Source organism: Lacticaseibacillus parahuelsenbergensis, assembly GCF_030770265.1.
Lineage (GTDB): Bacteria > Bacillota > Bacilli > Lactobacillales > Lactobacillaceae > Lacticaseibacillus > Lacticaseibacillus casei.
Map to the genome: position 1 here is coordinate 716,897 of NZ_CP132482.1, position 26,798 is coordinate 743,694.

General features: G+C 49.1%; 26 protein-coding genes. 17 read left to right on the top strand and 9 right to left on the bottom strand.

Features of this window, described 5'->3' with window-relative positions:
* Positions 1-175: 175 nt before the first annotated feature.
* The gene (pepF, locus tag LACPH_RS03400) at positions 176-1,990 is read right to left on the bottom strand and encodes an oligoendopeptidase F (protein ID WP_306387257.1); all 1,815 of its coding nucleotides are present in this window, start codon (positions 1,988-1,990) and stop codon (positions 176-178) included.
* A 136-nt stretch (positions 1,991-2,126) separates the two neighbouring features.
* Here pepF and LACPH_RS03405 point away from each other — a divergent pair, with 136 nt between their 5' ends.
* Complete coding sequence (locus LACPH_RS03405) at positions 2,127-2,477, top strand: hypothetical protein (RefSeq protein ID WP_047107345.1); 351 nt, start codon at positions 2,127-2,129, stop codon at positions 2,475-2,477.
* A 103-nt stretch (positions 2,478-2,580) separates the two neighbouring features.
* Here the strand turns inward: LACPH_RS03405 and ndk are convergent, their stop codons facing one another.
* The gene (gene ndk / locus LACPH_RS03410) at positions 2,581-3,021 is read right to left on the bottom strand and encodes a nucleoside-diphosphate kinase (protein ID WP_274784510.1); all 441 of its coding nucleotides are present in this window, start codon (positions 3,019-3,021) and stop codon (positions 2,581-2,583) included.
* Between the two features lie 88 nt (positions 3,022-3,109).
* The gene (locus LACPH_RS03415) at positions 3,110-5,458 is read right to left on the bottom strand and encodes a cation-translocating P-type ATPase (protein ID WP_306387258.1); all 2,349 of its coding nucleotides are present in this window, start codon (positions 5,456-5,458) and stop codon (positions 3,110-3,112) included.
* A 166-nt stretch (positions 5,459-5,624) separates the two neighbouring features.
* Between LACPH_RS03415 and LACPH_RS03420 the strand changes: the two genes are divergently transcribed.
* From LACPH_RS03420 to LACPH_RS03440, 5 genes are all read left to right on the top strand, one after another.
* Positions 5,625-6,548, top strand: a complete 924-nt coding sequence (locus tag LACPH_RS03420) for a proline iminopeptidase-family hydrolase (RefSeq protein WP_274784512.1) — start codon at positions 5,625-5,627, stop codon at positions 6,546-6,548.
* Between the two features lie 52 nt (positions 6,549-6,600).
* Positions 6,601-6,948 carry a hypothetical protein gene (locus LACPH_RS03425; RefSeq protein ID WP_010493652.1) on the top strand — a complete coding sequence of 116 codons (348 nt, stop codon included), beginning with the start codon at positions 6,601-6,603 and terminating at the stop codon, positions 6,946-6,948.
* 157 nt (positions 6,949-7,105) lie between these two features.
* Positions 7,106-7,630 carry a GNAT family N-acetyltransferase gene (locus LACPH_RS03430; RefSeq protein WP_274784513.1) on the top strand — a complete coding sequence of 175 codons (525 nt, stop codon included), beginning with the start codon at positions 7,106-7,108 and terminating at the stop codon, positions 7,628-7,630.
* 24 nt (positions 7,631-7,654) lie between these two features.
* The gene (locus LACPH_RS03435) at positions 7,655-8,809 is read left to right on the top strand and encodes a cation:proton antiporter (RefSeq protein WP_306387259.1); all 1,155 of its coding nucleotides are present in this window, start codon (positions 7,655-7,657) and stop codon (positions 8,807-8,809) included.
* Positions 8,810-8,891: 82 nt separating this feature from the next.
* Positions 8,892-9,563 (top strand): HAD hydrolase-like protein, encoded by a 672-nt coding sequence (locus tag LACPH_RS03440; RefSeq protein WP_274784515.1) that lies wholly within the window; start codon positions 8,892-8,894, stop codon positions 9,561-9,563.
* 87 nt (positions 9,564-9,650) lie between these two features.
* Here the strand turns inward: LACPH_RS03440 and LACPH_RS03445 are convergent, their stop codons facing one another.
* On the bottom strand, positions 9,651-10,109 hold the full coding sequence (locus tag LACPH_RS03445; RefSeq protein WP_274784516.1) for a MarR family winged helix-turn-helix transcriptional regulator: 459 nt from the start codon (positions 10,107-10,109) through the stop codon (positions 9,651-9,653).
* A 123-nt stretch (positions 10,110-10,232) separates the two neighbouring features.
* Here LACPH_RS03445 and LACPH_RS03450 point away from each other — a divergent pair, with 123 nt between their 5' ends.
* Entirely contained in the window at positions 10,233-11,165 is a 933-nt protein-coding gene (locus LACPH_RS03450; protein WP_087911706.1) for an alpha/beta hydrolase, read from the top strand.
* 8 nt (positions 11,166-11,173) lie between these two features.
* Here LACPH_RS03450 and nrdI read toward each other — a convergent pair whose 3' ends face one another.
* A complete protein-coding gene (gene nrdI, locus LACPH_RS03455) occupies positions 11,174-11,647 on the bottom strand; it encodes a class Ib ribonucleoside-diphosphate reductase assembly flavoprotein NrdI (RefSeq protein ID WP_010493666.1) in 474 nt (157 codons plus the stop codon).
* Positions 11,648-11,815: 168 nt separating this feature from the next.
* Positions 11,816-12,640 carry an aldo/keto reductase gene (locus LACPH_RS03460; protein WP_049171593.1) on the bottom strand — a complete coding sequence of 275 codons (825 nt, stop codon included), beginning with the start codon at positions 12,638-12,640 and terminating at the stop codon, positions 11,816-11,818.
* 218 nt (positions 12,641-12,858) lie between these two features.
* On the opposite strand from LACPH_RS03460, the gene LACPH_RS03465 reads away from it, so the two are divergent.
* On the top strand, positions 12,859-13,656 hold the full coding sequence (locus LACPH_RS03465) for a hypothetical protein (RefSeq protein WP_191978412.1): 798 nt from the start codon (positions 12,859-12,861) through the stop codon (positions 13,654-13,656).
* A 78-nt stretch (positions 13,657-13,734) separates the two neighbouring features.
* Positions 13,735-14,580 (top strand): alpha/beta hydrolase, encoded by an 846-nt coding sequence (locus tag LACPH_RS03470; protein ID WP_274784517.1) that lies wholly within the window; start codon positions 13,735-13,737, stop codon positions 14,578-14,580.
* Between the two features lie 8 nt (positions 14,581-14,588).
* Here LACPH_RS03470 and LACPH_RS03475 read toward each other — a convergent pair whose 3' ends face one another.
* Entirely contained in the window at positions 14,589-15,236 is a 648-nt protein-coding gene (locus tag LACPH_RS03475; RefSeq protein WP_049171588.1) for a DUF421 domain-containing protein, read from the bottom strand.
* A 9-nt stretch (positions 15,237-15,245) separates the two neighbouring features.
* Entirely contained in the window at positions 15,246-15,707 is a 462-nt protein-coding gene (locus LACPH_RS03480) for a DUF3290 family protein (protein ID WP_049171586.1), read from the bottom strand.
* A gap of 576 nt (positions 15,708-16,283) precedes the next feature.
* Between LACPH_RS03480 and LACPH_RS03485 the strand changes: the two genes are divergently transcribed.
* Complete coding sequence (locus LACPH_RS03485; RefSeq protein WP_274784518.1) at positions 16,284-17,417, top strand: vitamin B12 independent methionine synthase; 1,134 nt, start codon at positions 16,284-16,286, stop codon at positions 17,415-17,417.
* A gap of 113 nt (positions 17,418-17,530) precedes the next feature.
* Positions 17,531-18,004 (top strand): S-ribosylhomocysteine lyase, encoded by a 474-nt coding sequence (locus LACPH_RS03490; RefSeq protein ID WP_010493679.1) that lies wholly within the window; start codon positions 17,531-17,533, stop codon positions 18,002-18,004.
* Positions 18,005-18,109: 105 nt separating this feature from the next.
* Here the strand turns inward: LACPH_RS03490 and LACPH_RS03495 are convergent, their stop codons facing one another.
* A complete protein-coding gene (locus LACPH_RS03495; RefSeq protein WP_049171580.1) occupies positions 18,110-18,706 on the bottom strand; it encodes a TVP38/TMEM64 family protein in 597 nt (198 codons plus the stop codon).
* A 91-nt stretch (positions 18,707-18,797) separates the two neighbouring features.
* Here LACPH_RS03495 and ruvA point away from each other — a divergent pair, with 91 nt between their 5' ends.
* From ruvA to adhE, 6 genes are all read left to right on the top strand, one after another.
* Positions 18,798-19,394, top strand: a complete 597-nt coding sequence (gene ruvA / locus LACPH_RS03500) for a Holliday junction branch migration protein RuvA (RefSeq protein WP_049171578.1) — start codon at positions 18,798-18,800, stop codon at positions 19,392-19,394.
* Between the two features lie 79 nt (positions 19,395-19,473).
* Positions 19,474-20,505: a Holliday junction branch migration DNA helicase RuvB gene (gene ruvB / locus LACPH_RS03505; protein ID WP_274784519.1), complete on the top strand. Its 1,032-nt coding sequence runs from the start codon at positions 19,474-19,476 to the stop codon at positions 20,503-20,505.
* 19 nt (positions 20,506-20,524) lie between these two features.
* Positions 20,525-21,616 (top strand): tRNA preQ1(34) S-adenosylmethionine ribosyltransferase-isomerase QueA, encoded by a 1,092-nt coding sequence (gene queA, locus LACPH_RS03510; protein ID WP_274784520.1) that lies wholly within the window; start codon positions 20,525-20,527, stop codon positions 21,614-21,616.
* A gap of 468 nt (positions 21,617-22,084) precedes the next feature.
* The gene (gene tgt / locus LACPH_RS03515; protein WP_274784521.1) at positions 22,085-23,227 is read left to right on the top strand and encodes a tRNA guanosine(34) transglycosylase Tgt; all 1,143 of its coding nucleotides are present in this window, start codon (positions 22,085-22,087) and stop codon (positions 23,225-23,227) included.
* Positions 23,228-23,317: 90 nt separating this feature from the next.
* Positions 23,318-23,719, top strand: coding sequence for a preprotein translocase subunit YajC (gene yajC, locus LACPH_RS03520; protein WP_274784528.1), 402 nt, complete (start codon positions 23,318-23,320; stop codon positions 23,717-23,719).
* A 328-nt stretch (positions 23,720-24,047) separates the two neighbouring features.
* Positions 24,048-26,654, top strand: a complete 2,607-nt coding sequence (adhE, locus tag LACPH_RS03525; RefSeq protein ID WP_151466767.1) for a bifunctional acetaldehyde-CoA/alcohol dehydrogenase — start codon at positions 24,048-24,050, stop codon at positions 26,652-26,654.
* The last annotated feature ends 144 nt before the right edge of the window (positions 26,655-26,798 follow it).

A 26,798-nucleotide genomic window follows, 5' to 3' on the forward strand; every position in this document is an offset into this window, starting at 1 on the left:
GGTTTTGCAGAGGCTCTAAGTCGTGCCCACAGCGTTCCAGACCCAGCTGGCCGGAGATTGCGGAGTTTGGCGCGGCCTGGAACCAATTGCTAAACCTTTTCTGTATCGTTCGGAATTTCTTAAACTGTTAATGATCTTACGGAATTATGGCTCAGCCTCTTGTGTAAATCTATAATTAATCCTGACCAATTTCCTTACTCAAAGCCACGACTTCACCCACCGTATTACCTAAGAAACTGATAGCGTGTTTCAAGGCAGCGTCTGTGGTGACATCGACGCCAGCAACGCGGGCTGCGGCGGTGGGATCGAGTGAGTCACCCAAACTCAGATACCGGAGCCAGCGGTCAACAGCAGGCTGACCTTGCTGCTCAATAGCTTGAAACGCTTGAGTGGCCACGGTCAAACCGGCGGAATAAGAATACGAGTACAGCCCCATGTAGTAGTGGCTTTGTCGCATCCAAGTCAGCTCAGCGCCCTTTTCAAGCTCGACAGCAGGTCCCCAGAAGTCAGTCAACACTTTACGCTTAATCGCATCAAGGCGCGCAGCATCAAAGCTTTCACCATTGTCGATCAGCGTATAAACCTCACGCTGAAAAGCTGCTTCAAGCAAGTGGGTGACAAAGTTGTGGAAATAGGTGTCATTCAACAAGCGTGACAAAGCAAATCGCTTCATCCGCGGGTCTTTGGCAGTTTCTTCCAGATAGTGGGTCAATAATAATTCATTGAAAGTCGAAGGACTCTCAACTAAGTAATCATTGAAGTCCGCATCAAGAACATTGTGCGCTTGCTGCGAGCGGACCATCTGCGCTGTGTGCCCCAGCTCGTGAATCAGCGTGTACACTGCTGGCAGTGTGTTGCTCCAAGTCATTTCAACATATGGATGGACACCGTAAGGCCCGGCCGTGTAAGCGCCTGAGTCTTTACCTTGATTGGCGGGAAAATCAATCCAGTGATCCGAAAATGCCTGCATCATCTGATCCTGATAATCTTTGCCCATCAAAGCCGTCGCGTTTTTGATCATTTCCTGCGCCTGCGCCAAAGTGATGGTCGGCGCATAGCTCGGGTCAATGTCGATTTGCAGGTCGGTATAACCGATGTGATCCAGTCCCCAAAGCGTTTTAACGTGGGTCACATATTTGCGCATGATAGGTGCTAGGTCGTGCATAATCACATCGATTTGGCGGTTAAACATTTCCCGATTGATTTCTTGGTCAGCGAGCAGGTAATCGATGACGGAATCGTAACCGCGCATGGTTGCCGTAATTTTTTCGCGGGTGACTTGTGCTAAGTAGCCGGCAGCCATGGTGTTTTCATAGCGGCGCAACGTCTTGTTGAACTGAGCATAGGCGGCGCGGCGGATTTCGGTGTCGGGATGCTTTTGGTAATTCTCTTCGTACATCACGAATGAAAGCGGGTAAGTTTTACCGTGAGCCGTAAACGTGCCGAAGTCCATGTCGCCGAAGATCGTTTGGTCGCGAATGTTGCTGGGTGCCTGAAAGACCGGGGACAATTCCGCTAAAACTTTTTCGGCAGCAGGTGGCAAGGCACCTTTCTTGGCCACCTTGATTTGGCGAATGAAGCCGGCGTAATCAGGCGCCTTGTCGGCCACGGCATCAAGCACGGTTTCGGACAACTGGGTGAGTTCGGCTTGGAAGAAACTCAATTGACCGCCGATTTCGCCGCCCAATGCGGTGACCTGTGCCTGGCGTTCCCGCAATTTAGGGTCGGTGGTATCGGTTGAATACGGCATAAATCCCCAGTGGGCAATTTTGCTATCAAGGGTCACAATCGTGCCGTAGTCGGCCAATGCATCGACAATCACGGCCGGTTCGGTCAATTTTCCCTGATACATGCGGACAAAATCCTTGGTCAAGGCGCGGACCTGTTTGACCGCTTCACCGTAAGCAAAGTCGTCATGAAAAATCGGGGTTAGATCCCAAGTCAGCTTCGGATCAACCGCCTGGCGTTTAGGTAACTCAGTTTCGCTCATATAAAAAGCCTCCTTCACATGGTGGCTAAAGTATAGCATTGATCGCGCTTAAGGTGCGTGCCGGCCTCCTGCTGAACCGATTATTTCTTTCGGCTAACTGCTCATGGTAGAATTATATAAAAAGGATGTGTTATGAATGGGTATCGACAACAATCAGCTAGTGGCGCGCTACTTTGATCGAAAAGCCGACCATGCGGAGTTTTTCAAAGCTTTAGAGACCTATCTTGACGATAAACTGGGACAATTGTATGCGACTTTGGAAACGACCTTTGCCGACACAGTGGTATTGTCCGTTGACGACGCTATTGCCCAAGCCCATCAGGCCGGGGCAACGATTGATGATCCGGCTGCTGAAGAAATTGCTGCCGCGAATTACTTGTTTAAGGAGTTGGCTTCGCGCGGCCTGTGGATCCAGTCGCCGGATCAGACGGAGCCGAATACAATTATTGCCAAGCTGAATTTTGGTAATCGGCGTACGTATTATTAAGCTTGCCTGTCGTCAACGTGTTGGCATAAAAAAACCGCGGTGCGATTGTTACAAAGATCGTACTGCGGCTTTTTTCGGTTATTAGTATGTACCCGCATGGTGGCTATGGCTTAGGTGCGTATTGCTTATCCGCAAACCAAATCGGGATCTCCCGCCGTGCACTTTCTTCACTATCGGAGCTGTGGATGACGTTGCGGATTGCCTGGTCGGCCCATTCCCGGCCGAAATCGCCGCGAATGGTACCGGGTGCAGCTTCTCCCGGGTTGGTGGCGCCGGTCATTTTGCGAATGGCCTCAATAACGTTAAAGCCGCTGACAATCATGGCCACAAGCGGGCCGCTGGTCATAAAACGTTCGACCTTTGGAAAGAAAGGTTTGCCGACAAGTGCGGCGTAATGCTGGTGCAGTTGAGCAGTTGTTGCCTGAGTGACTTTTAAGGCTTCAATGGTGAAGCCACGCCGCTCAATACGGGTAATGACCTCACCAATGTGCCCGTTCGCGACGCCATCGGGTTTGACCAAAACTAAAGTTTGTTCCTCTGCCATGCGTGTGCCTCGATTCCTAAATATTTTCAGAAAATTCATCCAAATTCAGTATACACGAGTCAAACCAAATGGCGGATGGAATTTTTGTCTAGCGCCAATTGATTTTTGATAACACTCGCCGACCAAGGAATTCCTGGATGAGCAGATAAAACGGTACAGTCGAGACCATGAGGGGTACATAAATCAATGCGAGTTGCCACTGCCACAAGCTGGCGAGCGAAAAGACATGGTTGAAAATAAAGAATACCAGGAATAACGCTGCGCTTAGACCAGCCAGCAAGCCGACCTTGAGCCGATTGAAAGGACGGGCGACGACCAGCAACACATTAAGGGAAATCGTGCCAATCAGCATAGCGACCATTGTTGAAGTGGTGTCGAAGCTGAGGTTCAGGAAAGATTCCATCCAGGTTAGCAACAGAGTATAGATAACCACGCTGATGGCGGCTGGCGCGGCAACGGTCATGACTTTTTGCATGAATTGTCCGGTGACGCGTTCAAAGTTAGGCTCTAGCGTCAGGAAGAAGGAAGGAATGGCAACACCGATGGCCGAAACTGGGGTGAGGTTAATCGGTACAATGGGGTAGTCGAGTGGCAAAAAGACGAAAATGGTGGCCAAGATGACGGAGTACATGGTTTTGACAAGATACATCGATGCCACGCGTTCGATGTTGTTGATGACGCGGCGACCTTCGTTGAGCACACCGGTCATGGCATCGAAGTTAGAATCCAGTAAAACGAAATCCGCAATCGAGCTGGCGGCATCGGCACCGGAAGCCATGGCAATGCTGCAGTCACTTTGACGCAAGGCCAAGACGTCATTGACCCCATCACCGGTCATCGCAACGGTATGACCTAATGCTTGATAAGCCATGATGAGCTGTTTCTTTTGATCCGGAGTGACGCGGCCAAAAACGTTGTATTGCTTGACTAATGCCTGAAAATCGGTTTCAGTGGCATCCGCAGCAATTGTGCTCATGTCGACACTGCGATCGGCGCCTTCAAGGTGTGCCTGTTTGGCAATATTGGCAACTGTGATCGGGTCATCACCGGAGATCACTTTTAATGCCACGCCTTGACTCTTGAAGAAATCAAAGGTGTTAATGGCAGTCGGGCGTAATTCGTCGGTGATCAAAATGAGCCCGAGCAACTCTGGGTTCACCAGCGGCTGAGCAAGTGTTTTGACGGTCCCCACCGCCAGAACACGGTAGCCGTTTGCAGCGGCTTGTTTGATTTGGGTCGCAATGTCCGCAGGCAGTTGTTCACCAAAAGTAAACTGCGGGGCACCCATAAACAAGGCACGTCCGTCAACCACGGCACCGGACCATTTGCGCGCAGATGAAAACGGCATGGTTTGCGTGACCTGCTGGTTGGCGTCAGCGTCGATTGCGGCTTTGATGGCTAAGGCGGTTTCGTTATCATCATTGAGGGCATACACGATGGCTGCCGCAGCACTAGTGACATCTTCGGCGTTGTGGCCAGTTGCCGGCAATGTGTTGGCAACTTTAAGTTTTCCGCTGGTAATGGTGCCGGTTTTATCCAGGCAAATCGTATCGACACGCGCCAAGGCTTCGATGGCAGGCAAGGCTCGAACCAACACGCGTTTGACGGCCATGTTGCGGGCAGAAACAGCTAACGCCACATTGGTCAGCAACACCAAACCTTCCGGAATCATCCCGATCATGGCCGCACTGGTGGTTAAAATAGCCCGATTATAATTGCCGCGGCGAATCATGGAAACGGAAAAAAGAATGATACCAATCGGGATGAGCACGTAGGTTAAAACCCGAATGATGCGATTGATTGTTGCCAGTAATTGACTTTGACTGGCTTTTTCGGCTTTGGCTTCCAAGGAAAGTTTAGCGGCAAAGGTATCTTTGCCGACAGCGGTCACTTGCATGGTAGCTTGGCCGGAAACCACAAAGGCACCGGAAAGCAACGGATCGCCCACTTTTTTGGTGATCGGCCGCGACTCACCAGTCAGCGGGCTTTCATCGCTTTCAAGCCCGTTGGTGGCAACAACGGTACCGTCAACCGGAATTTGATCGCCGCGTTTGAGAAGCACCATATCATCCATGACCAGTTGCTCGAGATCGATTTTTTGGCGCTGGCCGTCACGAATGACGGTGGCATGAGCAGCGGCGAGGATGGACATTTTATCGATCTGCCGCTTTGCTTGAATTTCCTGAATGGTACCAATGGCAGTGTTGATGATGGCCACGCCAAGGAATAACAGGTTTTTGTAGCTGCCGGTGGTGATGATGAGCGCGCCCAGAACAACATTGACCAAATTAAATAAAGTAAACGTGTTGACTTGGATAATCTGGCTAATGGAACGGGTCAGCGGCTTAAGCGGAAGGTTGTGTTGACCGCTCTCAAACCGCTGCTGAACCTGTTGTGCCGATAAACCCTGATCAGGTGAAATGTTTTGCGCTGCCATCGCATGCCCTCCAGTTCTTTTTATTTATTTTACCAATCTATGCAACGAGATGCCGAATATCAAACTTGTTTTTACGAATCTTTGAAGTTATACCGGTTGCCGGCTATTGTCTGGTGCCATGGCAACCGTCATAATAAAGGCTAAATGACAGGAAAGAAGCGATTGCATGGTAAAACTAAATCCGAACGGAACCCGCTTTGTAACGTTGCCAAACGGTTATCATCTATGGACCCAGACGCAAGGCCAAGGCCAGATTCGCCTGATGACTTTGCACGGCGGACCCGGCGGCACCAACGAAGTGTTTGAAAGCTTTGCGCAAGAACTGGCGCCGTATGGTGTCCGCGTCACCCGTTACGACCAATTGGGTTCATTCTTTTCCGATCAACCCGACTTTTCGGATCCGGCCAATCAAAAACGATTCCTCAACATCGATTATTACGTCGATGAGGTGGAAAATGTCCGGCAGCAGCTGGGGATTGATCACTTTTACCTGCTTGGACAGTCTTGGGGCGGGGTATTGGCTATCGAGTACGCGTTGAAATATGGCGAACACCTTAAGGGGCTGATTCTAAGCTCGATGATTGATAATCTGGATGAATACCTAGTCAATATCAACAAGATTCGCGAAAAGATGTTTTCGCCTGAAGACGTTGCGTATATGCAGCAAGTCGAAGCCCGCCATGCGTTTGACGATGCCAAATACCAGGCGTTGGTGAACGAATTAGGCGAGCATTATCTGCACCACGCAGCCGATCCCCAGTCACGCCACTTAATTTCAACATTGGCAACGCCGGTCTATCACTATTTTCAAGGTGACAACGAATTTGTGATGGTCGGTGCGCTTAAAAATTGGGATCGCCGGGCCGATATTCACCGAATCACGGTGCCGACTTATTTGACATTTGGCGGGCATGAAACCATGCCATTGACCGCAGCGGAACGGATGGCCCAAACGATCCCACATGCCACGTTGCATGTTACCCCAAACGCCGGGCACGGGCAGATGTTGGACAATCCGACCGATTATTTCAGCCATTTAGGCCAGTGGCTCACGCAAACCGACGCAAAAGCACCTTTAAGTGACAATTAACGTTATAATAAAAGTGGTAATTTAAAGTTGCTTAGGTAATGGAGGTGCTTTCATGGCAAGCATTGATGAATTAAAAGATGATCTATTTGAACCGGTTCATGCGTTTGATAAGGCGATTGAGGAACAACCGGAACTGATGATCCCGATGGCCGTCGTGCATTTGATTCCAATTGCGTTGGCATTAGGCGGCGGCATCATGATCATTCGCGGTCACCAGAAGCTGCGCATCGAAAAAGAGCGAACCAAACAGTTGAGTCTTAAGTTACAAATGCACAAGCATCATCATGGTCGCCACAACTGGCGGTTGGCGCCAGAACATCGCGGCGCCCATGACGTCTTTGCACCGGAGTATGAAGAGGTGCCTTTGAACAAGAAGCATCATATGCATCACCGACATTAAGGTTGTTAGCATCGAAAATGACCCTCGCAGTTTATTTTGCGGGGGCGTTTTTGTCACTAAATTTGAGCAAGGGCCTTAACTTTTGACGGGCAGATTGAAACTTGCGGTCAGATGCGGGAAAATAAAGCAATACAATTATTTTTTGGAGATGAAGCTGATGTCAACCATTTTCATGCGCGCGGCGACGACCAACGATATTCCTGATATGATGCGGGTGATTGCGTCTGCTCGCAAGTTTCTAGGCGATCAGGGCATTCCTCAATGGCAAGGCACTTATCCGGATCAGGCAGCCATTGAGCAGGACGTTGCCACCGGGATCGGCCGGGTGCTTGTGGTTGACGGCAGGGTGGCCGGACTGGCGGCGCTGGTTGTGGGTCCGGACCCGCACTATCTCCGGATCGATGGGGAAGGCTGGCTGGCCGATGTGCCGTACCTGGCCGTCCATCGGTTTGCGCTTGATGGCAGCATTCGCGGCAAACAACTGAGTCGGGTTTTCTTCAGCAACATCATGAGTGAAGCCTATCGCCGCGGTTTTACCGACTTACGGGTCGATACGCACGCACAAAACGTGATTATGCAACATGCGATTACCGGGATGGGCTTTGATTTTCGCGGGATTGTGTACATGGATGAGCCGGTGCCGGAACGGAATGCTTACGAGGTGCGACTGACAACGGGTTGACGATTTTCAAAATGGAGGAGAAATATGCAGGATATTGGCAACTTAGCACTCATCTTGGTAACAACATTGATACTGGCGCATATCAGTCGCTTGCTGAAAATGCCCGCCGTGATCGGTGAGTTGTTAGCGGGAATTTTAATTGGACCGGCATTATTGGGTTGGCTAACACCTAGCCATACGGTTTCATTATTTGCCGAAATTGGCGTTATTATTTTGATGTTTTTGGCCGGGCTCGAAAGCGATTTGGATTTGCTGAAAAAATACTTCAAACCCGGCATGCTGGTGGCGGTGATCGGGGTGATCGTGCCTGTGGTCGTCGTGTTCGGCTTTGCTCACGTTTGGGGATTCAATTTGACCAGCAGCCTTTTTCTCGGCATCACTTTTGCAGCAACATCCGTCTCGATTTCCGTTGAGGTTTTAAAAGAACTGCATGCGCTGGATGGCCGCAATGGGGCGACCATCTTGGGTGCGGCGGTGGTCGACGATATTCTGACCGTTTTGATTTTGAGTTTCACGGTGGCGGTGTTAGGGGAACAAAAAACAGCCAGCGTACCGTTCTGGCTGCAAATTGTCGAACAGTTGCTGTACTTCATCGGGATTTATCTGGTGGTTCGCTGGGCGGCGCCGTACTTGATGGGGCTGGCGGAAAAACTGTTCCCGTCTTCGGCTGTTACCATTATGTCGCTGCTGATTTGCTTGGGGATGGCTTATGTGGCGGATCTTGTCGGGATGTCCGCGGTTATCGGCGCCTTTTTTGCCGGAGTCGCGGTTGGGCAGACCCATTATCGGCAGGAAGTTGACAGTAATCTGAGTGCGATCGGCTATGCGGTGTTCATTCCGGTTTTCTTTGTCAGCGTTGGCTTGAACATGCGCTTTGATACGTTTGGCCGGGATATCGGGTTTATCGCCATTTTGACCTTGTTGGCCTTGGTGACCAAGTGGGTCGGGTGCGGCCTCGGCGATCGCTTGGCTGGGGCCACTTGGTTGCAAAGTAACGTGGTCGGCGCCGGCATGGTGTCCCGCGGTGAGATGGCGTTAATTGTGGCTCAAATCGGTTTTGAGGCTAAGTTGATGGATGCCGAGTATTATTCGGCGGTTATCGTGGTCATTGTCCTCACAACGCTAATTGCGCCCGTGATTCTAAAGGATGCCCTCCATCGGGAACAGGAACTTGTATAATGTAAGTGGTAAGCTCACCAAGACATAAGCGATTATGACGGTTTGAGGCGCTTATGGGCGGTTGAAAATAAGGAGGATTTCAATGGCAACTTTATTTTTTGATTTTGATGGGACCGTGGCAGATTCGGAAGCCGGCATTGTCGCGGGATTAAAATATATGGTTCAGGATCGCGGCTTGCGGCCTTTGGATAATTCGGCGTATGTGCAATTTATTGGTCCGGCACTGGTGGATATGTTGCCGAAAGTCTGGCCGGAATTGGATGATGTCGAAGTTAAACGGGCAATTGACGCTTTCCATCATTACTACGAGGAAGAAGGACTGTATCAGGCAAAGCTCTATCCTAAGTTTCTGGATACCATGGCTAATCTGAAGCAACAAGGCGATCAGCTTTATATTGCTTCGGCAAAACCAGAGACCATGTTGCATCGTTTGGTTAAGCATTTTTCACTGGATCAATATTTTGCCGGTGCTTACGGTGCCAGCGATGATGAGCAGACGCGAGTGACAAAGACTGATGTTTTGGCTTATGCGCTGAAGGCGACCCAAACGGATCCGGCTGTCAGTGTCATGATTGGTGATCGGGCAAACGATATGACCGGCGGCTTGGATAATCATGTTCAGCTGCTGGGCGTTACCTATGGCTTTGGTTCAGCCAAGGAGTTGCAAGATGCCGGCGCCAAAGTCTTGGCCGACAAGCCGGAAGCAATTCCGGAAGGCTTGAAAAAGGTTACCAAACTTAACGCCAAATCCTGAACGTGTGGTACATCCGCAGGTAACAAAACGACGCCAGAGTTCGGTGTTCCGAACTTTGACGTCGTTTTTATATCCAGACGGTGCAGCCTACTGCTCTTTTTTGGCAGCCTGCTGCGGCTGGATGACTTTTGCGCCGATTTCATTTAAAAGTTTCACAAATTGCTTGGCTTTGCGTACGCCTAAAGCGTTCACCCATTCGTTGAAACGCTCGCTGGCTTCTTTGGTAATCGCGGCTTCTACCCGTTTGCCGAGCGGTGTCAGCTGCAGTGTATTACGCCGCCGATCAGCTTCGAACTTGGATTGCGTCACGTAATTCAAGTTGCGCAACACGCGTATTTGCCGCGCAACAGCCGGCTTGGTTACGCCGCGTTTGGCAACAATGGCAGTCAAGCTGATGGTGGGATCATTGGCAATGTCGGACAAAATCCGATATTGCTCGAAACTCAAATGGTATTGGGCCATGGGTTCCGAGATTAGTTCGTTGATATTTTTGAATGTTGAAAAATAAGCATCCACATATGCCTCTAGTAAGGGTTTATCAGTCATTTTTCTTCCTCCAGACATTATCTTAACAAAACACAGGCTACATGTAACTTGAAATTCTGAAAAGTTGCGGTACACTTTTTTAGTTATGTAAAGGACTTGAACTACTTATGGAGGTTGTAGAACGTGCGAAAACATAAAAAAGCGTGGTTGATCGGGCTACTATCAGTTGTTGGGGTTATTGTGGTGGGCTTGATCGGTGCCAGTCTTTATTTTTACCAATATGCCTTCGTGCCCTCAAAGAAGTCTTTTTTGAGTGGCAAAGAGAGTCGCATCATTACGGACGGGAAGGCGTGGCTTAAATCCGTACATAAAGAAACCTGGACACAGCAGGCGGTGGGCGACAAGCTTAAGCTGGTGGCGGATTATGTTCCGGCGGCTAAACCAACGACCAAAACCGTTGTGGTGGCGCATGGCTATATGACGAACAAAGAATATATGGCGCCGCAAATCAAGATGTTTCATGATGCCGGCTTCAATGTTCTGGCTCCTGATGATCGTGGCCAAGGCCAATCGGAAGGCAATTATATCGGTTATGGGTGGCCAGACCGGCTAGATTATCTGAAATGGATTAATCAAATCATCAAAAAACAAGGCAAACAGAGTCAAATTGCCTTGTATGGTGTCTCGATGGGCGGCGCAACGGTGATGTATATCAGCGGCGAGAAACTGCCGTCGCAAGTCAAGAGCATTGTCGAAGATTGCGGCTACACCAGCATTATTGACGAACTTGCTTATCAAGCCAAGTCGATGTTCAATTTGCCAAAATGGCCGTTGGTGCCGGCAGTGGCACTGACCGCAACGCTTAAAGCCGGTTACAACGTTTTTGATGCCAGTGCGATCACGGCTTTGCACAAGAATACACGGCCGATTCTTTTTATCCACGGAGCCAAAGACACATTTGTCCCGACTAAAATGGTTTACCAGAATTATCGCGCAGCCACCAAGGCGAAAAAAGCGCTCTGGGTGGTTAAGGGTGCTGCTCATGCGCGGAGTTTTCCGGATCATCCCCAGGTTTACGCCAAACGCGTAGTCGGCTGGTTTAACGCCAACTGGTGAGTGTGCGTTTAATGCTGCGCTTCATTGGCAGCAACACGGGTCAGGATCGTGTAAATCTTTTGCGCATCGCTTGGTGTGCCGCGAAGTTCGTAGTCGGCTAAAAACGGGGCGTCGAATTCTTTAGCGTAGCGTTTGGCGGTGAGGCAGTATTGTTCATTAAAATTCCGATTGCCCGAACCGATGATGCCTAAGCAATACTCGGCATTTTCGCCTTCAGCAAGGTAATCGCCCATCGCATTGGTCATCAGTTCCTTGACACCATTGTCGATACCGTTGCCGCCGTCAAGATACGTGGGCACCATGACAAAAAAAGGCTTGGTTTCTCCATCACTCTGGGTGGCTTCAGAAATTTCTTTCAGCTGAATCGGTGGATTGTCGGGATTCTGCTGGTGCTGGGCTTCGGCATAGTCAGCCAAGCGGTGAGCAAAAGCGCGCGTGTTGCCGGAGATTGAAATAAATAAAACGCGAATAGGTTCAGTCATGATGATTGCCTCTTTCGTTTAAAAGTAAAATTGCTGGTTAGTGGCCATAATAATGCCGGAAAAAGGAGTCGTGGTGTCGTCGAAAACGCCGCGACTCCTTTTGGGTGAGCGTGACCTGGCGCGCTTATACGTAGACCCCTGCGCCGGCGAACGCGTTATGGGAACAAATTAAAACTCCTGATAAACAGCCGGATCCTGATCCCTTAAGCGGCCATCAGGCTTACTTAACTGATCAATGGCTGTCATTTCTTCCTTCGTCAGGCTAAAATCAAAAATATCAAGATTCGTGCGTTGCCGGGAAAGATGCGCCGATTTTGGAATTGGCAAGACACGGTGTTGGAGATCCCAGCGCAGGATAACCTGCCCGACATTTTTACCATGTTCCGCAGCAATTTGCTTGATGACAGGTTCTTTTAAAACGGCACCGCGACCTAAGGGACTCCAGGCAACTGTTTGAATGTTATGGGCGTCATCATACTCACGTTGGGTTTGCTGGTTAAAGTAAGGATGTAGCTCCACTTGATTAACCGCTGGCGTGACGCCGGTTTCTTTAATCAGTCGATCAATGTGCTCCGGCAAGAAGTTGGAAACACCGATTGAGCGAATTAAGCCGAACCGTTGGGCTTGAATCAGTGCCTGCCAGGCTTCAACGTAGAGCCCTTCTTTTGGATTAGGCCAATGGATCAAATAAAGGTCGTAATAATCCAGACCAGCGCGGTATAGACTTTCTTCGATGGTGTCAATGGCTTCTTGATAACGGTGATGACGGCCGGGTAACTTAGATGCAACGATCAATTGGCTGCGGGGAATGCCGCTTTGGCGAACCGCTTCGCCCACAGCACCTTCGTTTTCATAATTAAACGCTGCATCGAGCAGGCGATACCCTAAGTTAAGGGCACCGACCATGGCTCTGACGCCGTTCGTGCCATTTAATTTATATGTCCCAAACCCGACTGCCGGCAAGACGTTGCCGTCGTTTAACGTATAGTGCATGCAAACAACCTCCTTGTGAAATACGAAATCGCTGGTGGTTTATCGTGCAATAACAGGTGATGTCGTTGCCGCTTCATTTAGTGTAGTCCAAATGTCAGGATGCGTACAAGTCACGATGGTGCATCGTGTATAATGAATGCCATATAAGGAAGCAGGTGGTCAAAACGAGAACACAACAATGGCGAGCCATTTCCCGAAGTTGGTTTGCATTTTTCACCATGATTTTCTGGGTGCTTCTTTTTGTTGAAGCCTTTAGCACGGGAATGATGCTGACGGTTGGGACACCGGCACGTACTGAACATGTGATTGTTAAAAGTAAAGGGTTGGTGCAGATGACCCAATCCCTAAATAAAGAATTAATCGACACGGCGAACAAGAACGGCGCCACTTTGAATCCGCAGTCGACGTTGGTGACCATTGATGACACGCAACGATTGGCTTCAAAAATGGTGACTGCCAGTGCGGACAATCAAATGCGTGTGTCACTGGATACGATTAAAGAGAGCATAGCAAGTCGCCTGCAGAAAGCCGCTGCCGATCAAGGGCAAAATTTTGATCAAAAGAAAGTGCTGACGAGCCTTACAGCCTTCCTTGATCGCGAAATCAATCAGCTCGTGATGTCCGAAGGCTGGGGACGGGCTTATCCGTTACTGGTGCTCATGACCCAAACCGCGGTCATTGTGGCGGCGATCCTGATGGTGATCGTTTTATTGATTATGCTAAAAACTGCCCACTCTTGGCGCCGATTTTTGGCAGTCACGGGTCGCTCCACTTACATCATGGGCTATATGGGCGGCTTTATGGCAGTTTTAACAACCGCTAGCCCGTTCTTAGGTGCCATTAGTGCCCGAATGCCGGTCAATGCTGAACTGGCGCGCGATTTGCTTCTTGCGTATTCACCGTTGTGGCAGCGCGTGGCCGGTTGGACCATTGTCATTGGATTGGTGATCGCGGCGCTGAGTCATTTCCTGCCGCGGCCGGCCGTTGATGAAAGTGAGTCGGTGAATGCGGCATGACGGGTTTATTGAATCGCATTAACGCGTTCGCCAGCCCAGAAACCGGGCTGGCTCACGCTCACTAGAAAGGGAGGTTTCATGAAACGAGATAAGTGGCTTTGGTTGGCGTTATTGGTTGTGGTGCTTGTTGTCGGTGCCGGGTGGTATTGGTATAACAACCAGCCTGATACGCCGCCAACTAAAGAAGAAACCACGATTGGACGCACGGCGACACTTTATTTGCATGGCTATTCTGGCGGTGCCGGGTCGACGAATACGTTGATTCGCCGGGCTGAGGGGACCGGTGCGACCAAAGTGCTGACGGCAACGGTTGCTAAAAACGGCAAAGTTCACTGGACCGGTGATCCACATCGTGTCAGCAAGCCCATTGTTCAGGTGATCTTTCAAGACAACAAGAATCCTGACGTCGTGAAACTGGCTGATTGGTTGACAACGATTAATCGGCAGCTTTACCAGCGCTATGGTGTGCGCAATGTTAACTTTGTGGCGCATTCAATGGGCAACATGGCGGTGATGTTTTACGCGGTTCGCAATCAGGATCAAGGGAAGTTGCCAAAAATGAAGCACTATGTTGCCATTGCCGGGCATTTTGACGGCATTATTGGCATGGGTGATCAACCTCACCAGATTAAGTTGGCGGCAAACGGTTACCCGTCACCCATGGACGAGAACTACGGCGAATTGGCACGTTTACGGGATCATTTTCCTAAGGGCGTTAAGGTATTGAATATTTATGGTGATCTACACGATGGCAGCGATTCTGATGGTCGCGTAGCCAATAACTCTTCGCGATCCTTGCGTTATCTTGTCAGCACACGAGCAGCCACTTATCAGGAAAAGGAATACTTTGGCCGTGATGCCCAGCACAGTGCATTACATGAGAATCCGCAAGTAGCCAAAGCCGTCGATTCGTTCATCTGGTAAACTTGCGACTAGTCACGGTCATAAGGCGCAATGACGACTTTACCACCCAGGAAACTTGCCATATACACGTCTTCTGGTTTATAGCCTTGTTCGGCAAGGCGGGCTTTGAGCCAGTCCTCATCGTGGTCAATCGCATCGAGTGCTGCCGGATCAATCTGGCCGTCTAAAATAAGCGGATACTTGATGGTCTCATCGCCTTTGAAAATAACATTCAACTGTCCGTTCTGTTCAAGATAGGCTTGGCGAACGTCGCGCAGATCTTTCACACCAGCGGTACGTAAGCGATAGGCGAGGTCGTTAGCTGATAAACCAACCTGCGTGGCGGTTTCGACGCGAATGTTCCCGTGTGAGACCACTAATAGCGGCTCGCCATCGATAGCCCGCTTGAGCCAGCGATTATGATTTGTCAGGTATTTCGAGCTGAAGACGATGAGCGTCCAGATCAGTAAGACGTTGACAAATTGCAAAATGCTGACATCGGTATTATAAATGACACCCCCGATAATGCCGCCGAGGACATAGTTTTGCATCTGGTCAACAATTGTGGCCGGGGCTAGATTGCCTTTACCGGTGAGCTTAATCTGGACAACAAACACGATAAAGCCTAAGAGCAGTTTCATTGCGGTCACAAAATATAAATCCTGAAAAAGTGCCATGTGTGCCTCCTACTTGGTGACAAATTGAACTTGCGGGACAATTAAAGTCGTCTTGGTGAGTTGGTAACTATTGTTATCGGCGTTGATCGTGACGGTGTACATTCTTTTCGTGGACTTGCCAATCGTTACCAGCATTCCCGTGTGAACCGTGCTACTGTTGGCATATAGTTGATTGACGGGCACTTGCTTCTGCTTGGCAACGCTGCGCAATAAAGTCGCGACTGCCTGTGAATCAGCAGTGGCGGTACGACTTGCCTGAAGATCGCGAATCTGAATGCCGATGGTCAACAACTCGATGAGAGCCACCAGGATTAGAAGGTCACGATATTTGTTGCTGCGCTTGTGACGGAGAAAATAAACCAGGTAGGCAATGATCGCCACAGCTCCGATGATGATGATGCTGTAACGCAAGGTGTTTTGCCAATTGTCTTGATGAGTCAGCGCTGAATACGCAAAAAAAGTCGTTCCCATGAGACGCCTCCAAAAATAATAATCTGGTCAAATCATAACAGAATGATAACCTGTTTGAAGTTATTCTTGACACGAAACATGACGGTGTTATGATAATCGCAACTCAAAACAGACAACATTGCTTTGCGGAGAAGAGTATCTGAAGCGCGGATCCCAAGCGAGCCTGGACAGTGGAAGCAGGTGATCGGTTAATCGGAGAAGATGAGCTCCAAATAGCTTTTCAGTGGTTCACGCCATTGAAACGGGTGCATCCGTTACCATGCCAGGTATCGAATTTGGTACTGGTGAGGTGTTGGCACTATGCCGACACGAATAAGGGTGGTAACGCGCGTCAGGCGCCCCTTGATCTTTAAAGATCAAGGGGCGCCTTTTTTTATGAGCTTGAACTGGCGCGGTTAGAAGTCGGAGTGTAAGTGGCCTCAGGCGTGATGGCCCGGGCTTAGGCCATTGTGCCTGAGGTCCTTACACGCAGACTTCTGCGCCAGAGAACGCGTTATCGCGATTGCCGCCTCTTTCGTTGCCGCGTGGTCAATGTTGTTTGAGGATCGTCATTTTCATAAAACGGGAGGAATTCTCATGACAGAAGAAGTTAAAATCAAAGCACCCTTTCGCGCCGATTTAGTTGGCAGTTTGTTACGTCCGGAAAGATTGAAAGTGGCGCATCAGCAACTGGACATCGGCGAGATTCAACAGGATCAGGAGCTGGCGATTCAGCACGAAGCAATTGATCACATTGTGAAAAAGCAGCTCGAATTAGGCTTCAATGCGGTCACGGATGGGGAATTTTCCCGCCGTTACTGGCATCTGGATTTCTTCTGGGGCTTAAATGGCTATGAAAAAGATGACTCCTGGAAATATGAGCATGATTTTAAAGGCGGCATTAATGCGGCGGCAAACGTTCATTTAGCGGGAAAAGTCAGCTTTAATCCGCAACATCCGTTCTTTGCGGCATTTGAGTATCTTAAAAGTATCGTGCCGGACGGGGTACTTCCTAAGCAGACGATTCCCAGTCCAGCCTTGCTGTTTCGGGATCATCGCAGTGATAACTGGCCGAAGTACTATGACACCTTTGACGACTATTTAGCCGATATTGTCCAGGCTTATGTCGATACGATCCAGCACTTTTATGATTTAGGCGATCGGTACCTTCAAATCGATGACACGAACTGGGCATATTTGATTCAGAACTTGAAGGACACCGAAAACGATCCGAAGAAACATGAACATTTTGTGGCATTAGCTAAGCTGGCCCACCGCGTGATTAAAGCAGTTTTGGTGAAATTGCCGGAAGATTTGACGGTTACCTCACATATCTGTCGCGGCAATTTCCAGTCGACGTTTTTGTTCTCCGGCGGCTATCAATATGTGGCTGATGATATTGGGGACTTGCCATACGACGGCTTGTTTCTTGAATATGACAGTCAACGGGCCGGGTCGTTTGAACCGTTGCCGCAACTTTGGAACGGGGATCCCAACAAACGAATTGTATTAGGTTTGATCACCTCGAAGTTTCCGGAATTAGAAGATGAAGAAGCGGTGATCGAACGCATCAACGCCGCAACTGCTTACGTGCCGTTAGACAATCTGGCTTTGTCCACTCAATGCGGCTTTGCGTCGACCGAAGAAGGCAATAAGCTGACAGAAGACGATCAATGGGCCAAGTTGGCGTTGGTTCAACGCATTGCCCATCGTGTTTGGGCCGATGCCTAACTTGCCAGCCGCTTTGATGATGAAAGTCGAATCGTGACCGAATTTTTTACGCACCTCCGGCTATTGTGTTATATGATGAATATGTAAACGATTGAGAAGGAGATCTTTGAGTTATGGCAAAAGTCGAAAGCTTCACATTGGATCACACGGCAGTCAAGGCACCTTACGTACGTTTGATTACGACTGAAAAAGGTACCAAAGGCGATGAAATTTCGAATTATGATCTGCGGTTAGTTCAACCCAACACCGCAGCCATCGACACAGCTGGTTTGCACACGATCGAGCACTTGTTAGCGTCATTGTTGCGCGACCGGATGGACGGCGTCATTGATTGTTCACCATTTGGCTGCCGGACCGGGTTCCATCTGATTACATGGGGCACGCACAGCACCACCGAAGTAGCCAAGGCTCTCAAGTCCAGTTTGGAAGCAATTGCCAATGATATTACCTGGGATGATGTACCGGGCGTTGATATCAAGAGTTGTGGCAACTACAAAGATCACAGTCTATTTTCTGCAAAGGAATGGGCAAAGCTGATTCTGAGCCGCGGCATTTCCGACGACCCATATGTGCGTCAGGTTGTCTGAGTTTGTCAAAATGATCAACGAATGATTGCGCGTCCGTGTGCGCAAAAAAGGCGCTGTCCAAGTTTGTGAAGCGAACTTGGCAGCGCCATTTTTATGGTAACTAGTTTAACTGAATAAATCGATCAACCAGCGACCGCCATATAGCAGGCTCATGCTATAGGCGAAAATCGTAATGGGTTTGCCTAGTACGATAATCCAGAAGAATTTAGTGAAGGTCATTTTTGTGAGCCCGGCCAGCAGACACAAAACATCATCAGGTGCGACCGGTAACACAATTGCCAGCGTAAATAATCGGTCGAAACGCGTTTGATTTTTTGTATACCCAATGTATTTGTCGTAAGTTTTTTCGGAAATCAAATAAGTCAGCAGCGGTTTGCCGAAACGTTGGGCCAGGAAAAAGTTGATAAAAGAGCCAATCGCAATGCCGACGTAATTGTAAAGAAAGCCAAACCACGGGCCAAAAAGAATGACGCCGGCAGCTGTGCTGACACCTCCGGGAATGATCGGAATGACGACTTGAATAATCTGGATGATCACAAAAAACAAAATTCCGGTTAGGCCGAGTTGCGCAATATAGTTTTGTAAGACCTTAACATCGGAAAGAATGCCAAGATCGTACCAATAGATGGTCACGGCAATTAAAGCGATGACAACCATGACAGTTGCCAAGTTAATCAAATGGCGAATATTTTTGGGAGTCATATCCTAAACCTCAAAACGATTTATCATCACGAAAACATCTATGCTACAATGAGTCAAGCGTACCAAACGTATGTACTGAATGGAGAGCTATATGTACGAATATTTTGAAGGCACGATTCAAGCAATTACCCCGGCCTACATTGTCATTGATGTCAATGGGATCGGGTTTCGTCTGCTGGTTGCCAACCCATATGACTTTGAAGCCGGTAAGCAGATGCGAATTTATGTGCAACTAATTATCCGCGACAATGATCAAGCCTTGTATGGTTTCGAATCTGCTGCGGATAAGCGCACGTTTAACCAGTTGCTGACCGTCACCGGGATTGGCCCGAAAAGTGCGCTGGCTATTTTGGCGAATGTCTCCAGCGGCGGCCTGGCAACCGCTATCGCTCAGGACGACGTTAAGTTCCTGACCAAGTTTCCGGGTATCGGCAAGAAAACTGCCGCTCAGATCATTCTCGATCTAAAAGGAAAAATTTCAGCGGATGCCGAGCCGTCGCCAGCCGCCATCACGCCGACAGCTAGTGACGTGGCACCGGCGTTGGCCGATGCATTGGCGGCCTTGGTTGCCTTAGGATACACCCAACGGGCAGTCGACGGTATCACAGATGCTTTGAAGGCATTTGATGCCACAACGACTGATGCCTATTTGCGCGAAGGCTTGCGATTATTAAGCGGACGTGCGTAGCATTGATTATACTGGAGCCATTCTCGGCCGACAACATGAAGGAACTTATGAATAGGTTAAGAATAGGGGGTGAACCTTTTTGGCAGACGAAAACAAGGATCGGCTAGTTTCAGGCGACATTGATGACCTGAACGAAGCGCAAATTGAAAAGAGCTTACGTCCGCGGATGCTGGCGCAATACATTGGCCAGGATCGGGTTAAACATCAGCTGCAGGTCTATATCACCGCGGCCAAACAACGCGAAGAGTCCTTGGATCACGTGTTGCTTTACGGGCCGCCTGGACTAGGGAAAACAACATTGGCATTAGTTATTGCCAATGAGCTAGGCGTCAACATTCGCACGACTTCCGGACCGGCCATCGAAAAGCCGGGCGACTTAGTGGCATTGTTGAATGAACTGCGCCCTGGCGATGTGCTGTTTGTCGATGAAATTCACCGCTTACCCAAAATCGTTGAAGAAATGCTTTATTCGGCGATGGAGGACTTCTATATTGATATCGTGGTGGGTCAAGGGCCAACCGCGCATCCGGTTCATTTTCCCTTGCCGCCGTTTACGCTAATCGGTGCGACGACGCGTGCGGGCATGCTGTCAGCGCCATTGCGGGATCGATTTGGCATCAGCGAACATATGGCGTATTATTCGCCTGACGACTTGAGCGAAATCGTCAAGCGGTCGGCAACGGTTTTTAACATGGCGATTGATGCTGAAGGTGCTCATGAAATTGCGCGGCGGTCGCGGGGCACACCGCGCGTTGCCAATCGTCTCCTGAAACGGGTGCGCGATTTTGCGGAAGTTGCCGGTAAAAGTCCGGTTGATTTGCAAATGGTCGATCATGCCTTGGATCAATTACAGGTTGATGCGCAAGGACTCGATCAAATTGATCGAAAACTATTGATGTTCATGATCCGCGACTACCAAGGCGGTCCGGTCGGCTTATCCACGATCGCCGCGAACATCGGCGAAGAAATGGCCACCATTGAAGAAATGTACGAACCTTATTTGCTGCAGATTGGCTATTTAAAACGGACACCACGCGGCCGCATGGTGACGCCGGCCGGATTTGTGCATATGGGGATGACGGCGCCGGAACCTGATAACCGGGCGCAGTAAGTCAAAACGATTAAAATGAATGGAAGCGAACAAGGTGCAAGACAAAAAACGTTATCGTCAAGTAGAAAATAAAAATTATCAACTTTCGGATTTCGATTATGATCTGCCACATGAATTAATTGCGCAGACACCGTTGAAGGAACGCGATGCCAGTCGGTTACTGGTACTGAATGCTGACACCGGTGCCATGCAGGATCGGCATTTTTATGATATTTTGGATTATTTCAAACCAGGGGACGCACTGGTCATGAATGACACTCGGGTGATGCCGGCGCGGCTTTATGGTGTTAAGCCGGAAACCGGCGCACATATGGAAGTCTTGTTACTTAACAACACGTCCGGCGATGACTGGGAAACTTTGATGAAGCCAGCGCGTAAGGCACCGGTTGGCACCGTGATTGACTTTGGTGACGGCTTGTTGAAGGCAACGGTCACCAAAGAACTGGATCATGGTCATGGTGGCCGCATGATTCATTTTGATTACGATGGCATTTTCATGGAAATTCTGGACAAGCTTGGCGAAACACCACTCCCGCCTTACATCAAAGAAAAACTTGACGATCCGGAGATGTACCAGACAGTTTATTCTAAGGAACTAGGATCCGCAGCAGCCCCAACAGCCGGGTTGCACTGGACTAAAGAGCTGCTGAAAAAAGTGCAGGATAAAGGCGTCAAATTAGTTTATCTGACCTTGCATGTCGGCCTCGGCACGTTCCGGCCAGTAGTTGAAGAAAATATTGAAGCCCACAAAATGCACAGCGAATTTTACCGCTTAACCCCGGAAGCCGCGGCAACGTTAAATGAGGTTCGCGACAATGGCGGCCGCATCATCGCAACTGGGACAACCTCGATTCGGACTCTCGAAGCTATCGGCACCAAGTTCGACGGTGAAATCAAACCGGACTCTGGCTGGACCGACATCTTCATCAAGCCAGGCTACCAGTGGAAAGTCGTCGACGCCTTCATCACCAACTTCCATCTCCCAAAATCAACCCTAGTTATGCTAGTTGCTGCCTTCACCGGTCGCGACACCATCTTGAATGCCTATAAGCATGCGATTGAAGAAAAATATCGGTTCTTTAGTTTTGGGGATGCCATGTTCATCTATTGATGAGCGTGAGCCGGCGCTTTTAGAAGCCGGCGAACGCGTTACGGAAAGCATCAGAGAACATTTTTTCAACAAACACCACACCACGCAAAAAGCCGGCTTGCCCAACGCAAGCCGGCTTTATAACGGACGGGATCACATCAACACACACCTACAGACATGTCTCGATTTTTCTTTTAACGCATCGCTGCGTGGAACAACGTATTCATAGACGATCACAATGGCCGGGTCAAAACCCGGGAAGTGCGAAAACTACGGTAACGGTGATCCCGTCCTTAGGTTTATTTTAACAGGAATCGCGATCCGAAAAAAGCAAACGGGCCTAAATCTGCCAAACTTTGAGCGCATTTCGTTTTGCGATTTAAAACAAGTCCCTTACTTTTAAATCACAAGTAACTCTGTTAAACTGGCATAACGAGAAAATGGAACAGCAATGCTGCGAAGGCACTGCGATGAATAAGGAGTTTGTTCATGGAACCAGCTGTTAAATATCGTCTCATCCATCAAGATAAGCATAGCGGTGCCCGTTTAGGTGAATTAATCACGCCACACGGGACTTTTCCGACGCCTATGTTTATGCCAGTGGGGACGCAGGCAAGCGTTAAAACGATGGCGCCGGAGGAACTAGATACGATGGGTGCCACCGTTATTTTAGCTAACACGTACCATCTGTGGTTGCGCCCGGGACCAGAGCTAATTGAAGAAGCCGGTGGGTTGCACAAATTTATGAACTGGCATAAAGGCATTTTGACTGACTCAGGCGGTTTTCAGGTCTTTTCGCTCGCCGATACCCGACATATCACGGAAGACGGCGTTACGTTCAAGAACCATCTTAACGGGGCGGAAATGTTTCTGTCACCAGAAAAAGCCATTGCCATTGAGAATGCGCTGGGTCCCGATATCATGATGAGTCTGGATGAGTGTCCGCCATTTTTTGAAAGTTACGATTACGTCAAAAAAAGTGTGGCGCGAACCAGTCGTTGGGCGGAGCGGGGGTTAAAAGCCCACAAGAATCCGGATTGGCAGGCGTTGTTTGGCATTGTCCAAGGAGCTGGCTTCAGGGATCTGCGTGAGCAAAGTGCCAAGGACTTGGTCAGCATGGACTTTCCAGGCTATTCGATTGGCGGGTTGTCGGTTGGTGAATCAAAGGATGAAATGAATCACGTTTTGGACTTCACAACGCCGCTGCTGCCGGAGAATAAACCGCGTTATCTGATGGGTGTGGGGTCGGCGGATGCGCTCATTGACGGGGCATTGCGCGGCATTGATATGTTTGACTGCGTTTTGCCAACGCGGATCGCCCGCAACGGCACCTGCATGACCAGTCGTGGCCGCCTTGTCATCAAAAACGCGAAGTATGCCCATGACTTTGGCCCGCTCGATCCTAATTGTGACTGTTATGCGTGCCACAATTACAGCCGCGCCTATATTCGCCATCTGATTCACGTTGGCGAAGCGTTCGGCATTCGGTTGACGACCTACCATAACCTGTATTTCCTGTTACACCTGATGCAGCAGGTTCGCGAGGCCATTGCGAATGACGACCTCTTGGCTTTCCGTGAAGACTTTTTTGAAGCTTACGGGTATAACAAGGAAAAGGCAAAGAATTTCTAGATTATTGGAGCACAACGCGAAATTCTGGTACACTATGCATTGACAAACTAAAAATAAGAGGTGCCTAATTTGGGAAATGGTAATGTTTCAATGATCGTTCTGTTAGTTGCTTTTTTTGCCTTCATGTACTTTTTCATGATTCGTCCGCAAAAAAAGCAGCAGCAGAAGCGTCAAGAAATGCTGAATCAGTTAAAAAAAGGTGATCCAATTGTGACAATTGGCGGCCTGCACGGGGTTATCGACTCCATTGACCAGCAAGCAGGAACAGTTGTCATCGATTCTGACGGGATTTATCTGACGTTCAACTTAAACGCGGTTCGTGGCGTAGCTTCTCGTCCCGCAACACCGGCGCCGGCAGCCAAGTCAGAAGAAGCTGCCAATACGGATGAACAACGAGCAGCCAAAGCAGCTGATGACACTGCATCAGAGGCTGATAGCCAAGCAGCTGCCTCAGACGATACGACTTCGGAAGCAGACAACAAACAGGATTAATCGGCAATTCATTGCTGAATCAAACAAGAGCGGGCACTTGCTGGCTCTTTTTTTGAGCAAGAACGGAAGCGCTTACATAGAGTTTTCTGTGACTACGAGCACGTAATTTCTGATCAAATTGTCAATTACTCGTAATTCCCGGCGACCAAGTTCAAAAAAATACAAAGTGAAAAGCGCTTTTAACCCTTGGTACTCCGCTAATGGCAATGAGCAAGGAAATTTTTCGTGAAAAAGTTCACCAAAGTTGTTTACAAATTCACATGAATCAGTTATGATCTTCTTGTGAAATGGTTAACAAAAATTCTGCGAAATGCTTGGAGGTAAGCTCATGCTTAAAAATACCGCGAAAACTGCTACTGAAGTTGATGTGAAGCAAATGATCGACGAACTGGTTGCCAATGCGCACTCAGCTTTGAAGATTATGAAAACCTTTGATCAAGAAAAGATCGATCACATCGTTCATCGGATGGCGATTGCCGGCTTGGATCATCATATGGAATTGGCAAAACTCGCCGTTGATGAAACCGGCCGTGGGGTTTGGGAAGATAAAGCCATCAAGAATATGTTTGCCACCGAAGAAATCTGGCATTCAATTAAGAACAATAAGACGGTTGGCGTGATCAATGAAGATAAGCAACGCGGTTTGGTATCAATTGCCGAACCGATCGGGGTCATTGCCGGGGTAACACCGGTGACCAATCCGACTTCTACCACAATCTTCAAATCCGAAATTTCAATCAAAACGCGTAATCCGATTATTTTCGCCTTCCACCCGGGTGCCCAAAAGTCTTCAGCGCGTGCGCTGGAAGTCATCCGTGAAGAAGCTGAAAAAGCCGGATTGCCAAAAGGCGCTTTACAGTATATTCCGGTACCAAGCATGGAAGCGACCAAGGCTCTGATGGATCATCCAGGCATTGCTACGATCCTGGCAACAGGTGGCCCGGGCATGGTTAAGTCCGCCTATTCTTCTGGCAAGCCTGCTTTAGGGGTTGGTGCAGGGAATGCCCCGGCATACATCGAAGCCAGTGCCAACATCAAACAGGCCGTCAATGACCTAGTACTTTCCAAGAGTTTTGACAATGGTATGATCTGTGCTTCCGAACAAGGAGCGATTGTTGATTCTAGCATTTACGATGCCGTGAAGAAAGAATTCGAAGCCCAAGGCGCTTATTTTGTCCAACCTAAGGACATGAAGAAGTTTGAAAGCACCGTGATCAATCTTGAAAAGCAAAGCGTCAATCCGCGCATTGTTGGTCAAAGTCCGAAGCAGATTGCTGAGTGGGCCGGTATTCAAATTCCGGAAGGTACCACGATTCTGATTGCTGAACTTAAAGGCGTGGGCGCGAAGTATCCACTTTCCCGCGAAAAGCTGAGTCCGGTTTTGGCCATGGTCAAAGCTGACGGACATGAAGATGCCTTCAAGAAATGCGAAACTATGCTGGACATTGGCGGGTTAGGGCACACAGCGGTTATTCATACGGCAGATGAAGACTTGGCTTTGAAGTATGCCGATGCCATGCAGGCTTGCCGGATCTTGATCAACACGCCATCTTCTGTCGGCGGGATCGGGGACCTTTATAACGAAATGATTCCTAGCCTGACGCTGGGCTGCGGCTCTTACGGCGGCAACTCGATTTCGCACAATGTGGGGACAGTTGATTTGCTGAATATCAAGACCATGGCAAAACGGCGCAACAATATGCAATGGATGAAATTGCCGCCAAAGATTTATTTTGAAAAAAACTCGGTTCGCTATCTGGAACACATGGAAGGCATTAAGCGGGCGTTCATCGTTGCCGACCGCAGCATGGAAAAGCTGGGTTTCGTGAAGATCATTGAAGATGTGCTGGCACGCCGGGAAAATCCGGTTCAGGTGCAGACCTTCGTTGATGTTGAACCTGATCCATCAACTGACACTGTCTTCAAAGGAACCGATATCATGCGATCATTTGGTCCAGACACCGTGATTGCTATCGGTGGCGGCTCGGTGATGGATGCTGCCAAGGGTATGTGTTTATTCAATGATGCCGGAGATGCCGACTTCTTCGGGGCTAAGCAAAAGTTTCTGGATATTCGTAAGCGGACTTACACCTTCCCGAAACTGAACAAGACCAAACTGGTTTGCATCCCGACGACTTCCGGTACCGGTTCTGAGGTTACCCCATTTGCGGTTATCACAGATTCGAAAGCAGGCATCAAGTATCCCTTAGCCGATTATGCGCTGACCCCGGATATCGCAATTGTGGACAGTCAATTCATTGAATCCGTACCCCCAGTGGTTGTTGCCGACTCCGGTCTCGATGTTCTCTGCCATGCAACTGAAAGCTATGTATCCACCATGGCGACCCATTACACCAAGGGTTTGAGCCTCGAAGCAATCAAGTTGGTATTTGAAAACCTCGAAAAGAGTTATCACGGCGACATCGCTGCGAAATCCAAGATGCATGATGCTTCAACGATTGCCGGGATGGCCTTTGCCAACGCACTGCTGGGAATTAACCACAGTATTGCCCACAAGTTGGGTCAGGCGTTCCATCTCCCTCATGGCCGTTGCATTGCGATCACCATGCCCCACGTGATCCGTTTCAATGCCAGTCAGCCGAAGAAGCGCGCTATCTGGGCTAAGTACAGTTACTTCCGCGCTAACGAAGATTATGCAGAAATTGCCCGTTATCTTGGCTTGCCAGGTAAAACCACCGATGAACTGGTAGAAAGCTACGTTCAGGCCTTCATCAAACTGGCACACAGCGTTGGCATCAAGTTGAGTCTGAAGGATCAAGGGGTTAAAAAAGCCGATCTGGACAAGCAGGTTGATCGACTTGCCGAACTTGCTTACGAAGACAACTGCACAGTCACCAATCCACAAGAACCATTAATCAGTGATTTGAAGCACATCATTCTCGATGAATATGAAGGCACGGAATCGACTTTCTAGGCGAGCATATGCTAATCATTTCACGATGATCGGCGAAGGTTCATCAGATTAACCTTTTGCGCCGATCTGTCAAAACACGTCATGAAATTGACGTGTTTTTTTGTGCAAGTCATGGCATAATGTAGTACAGTGACTGCAAATTAA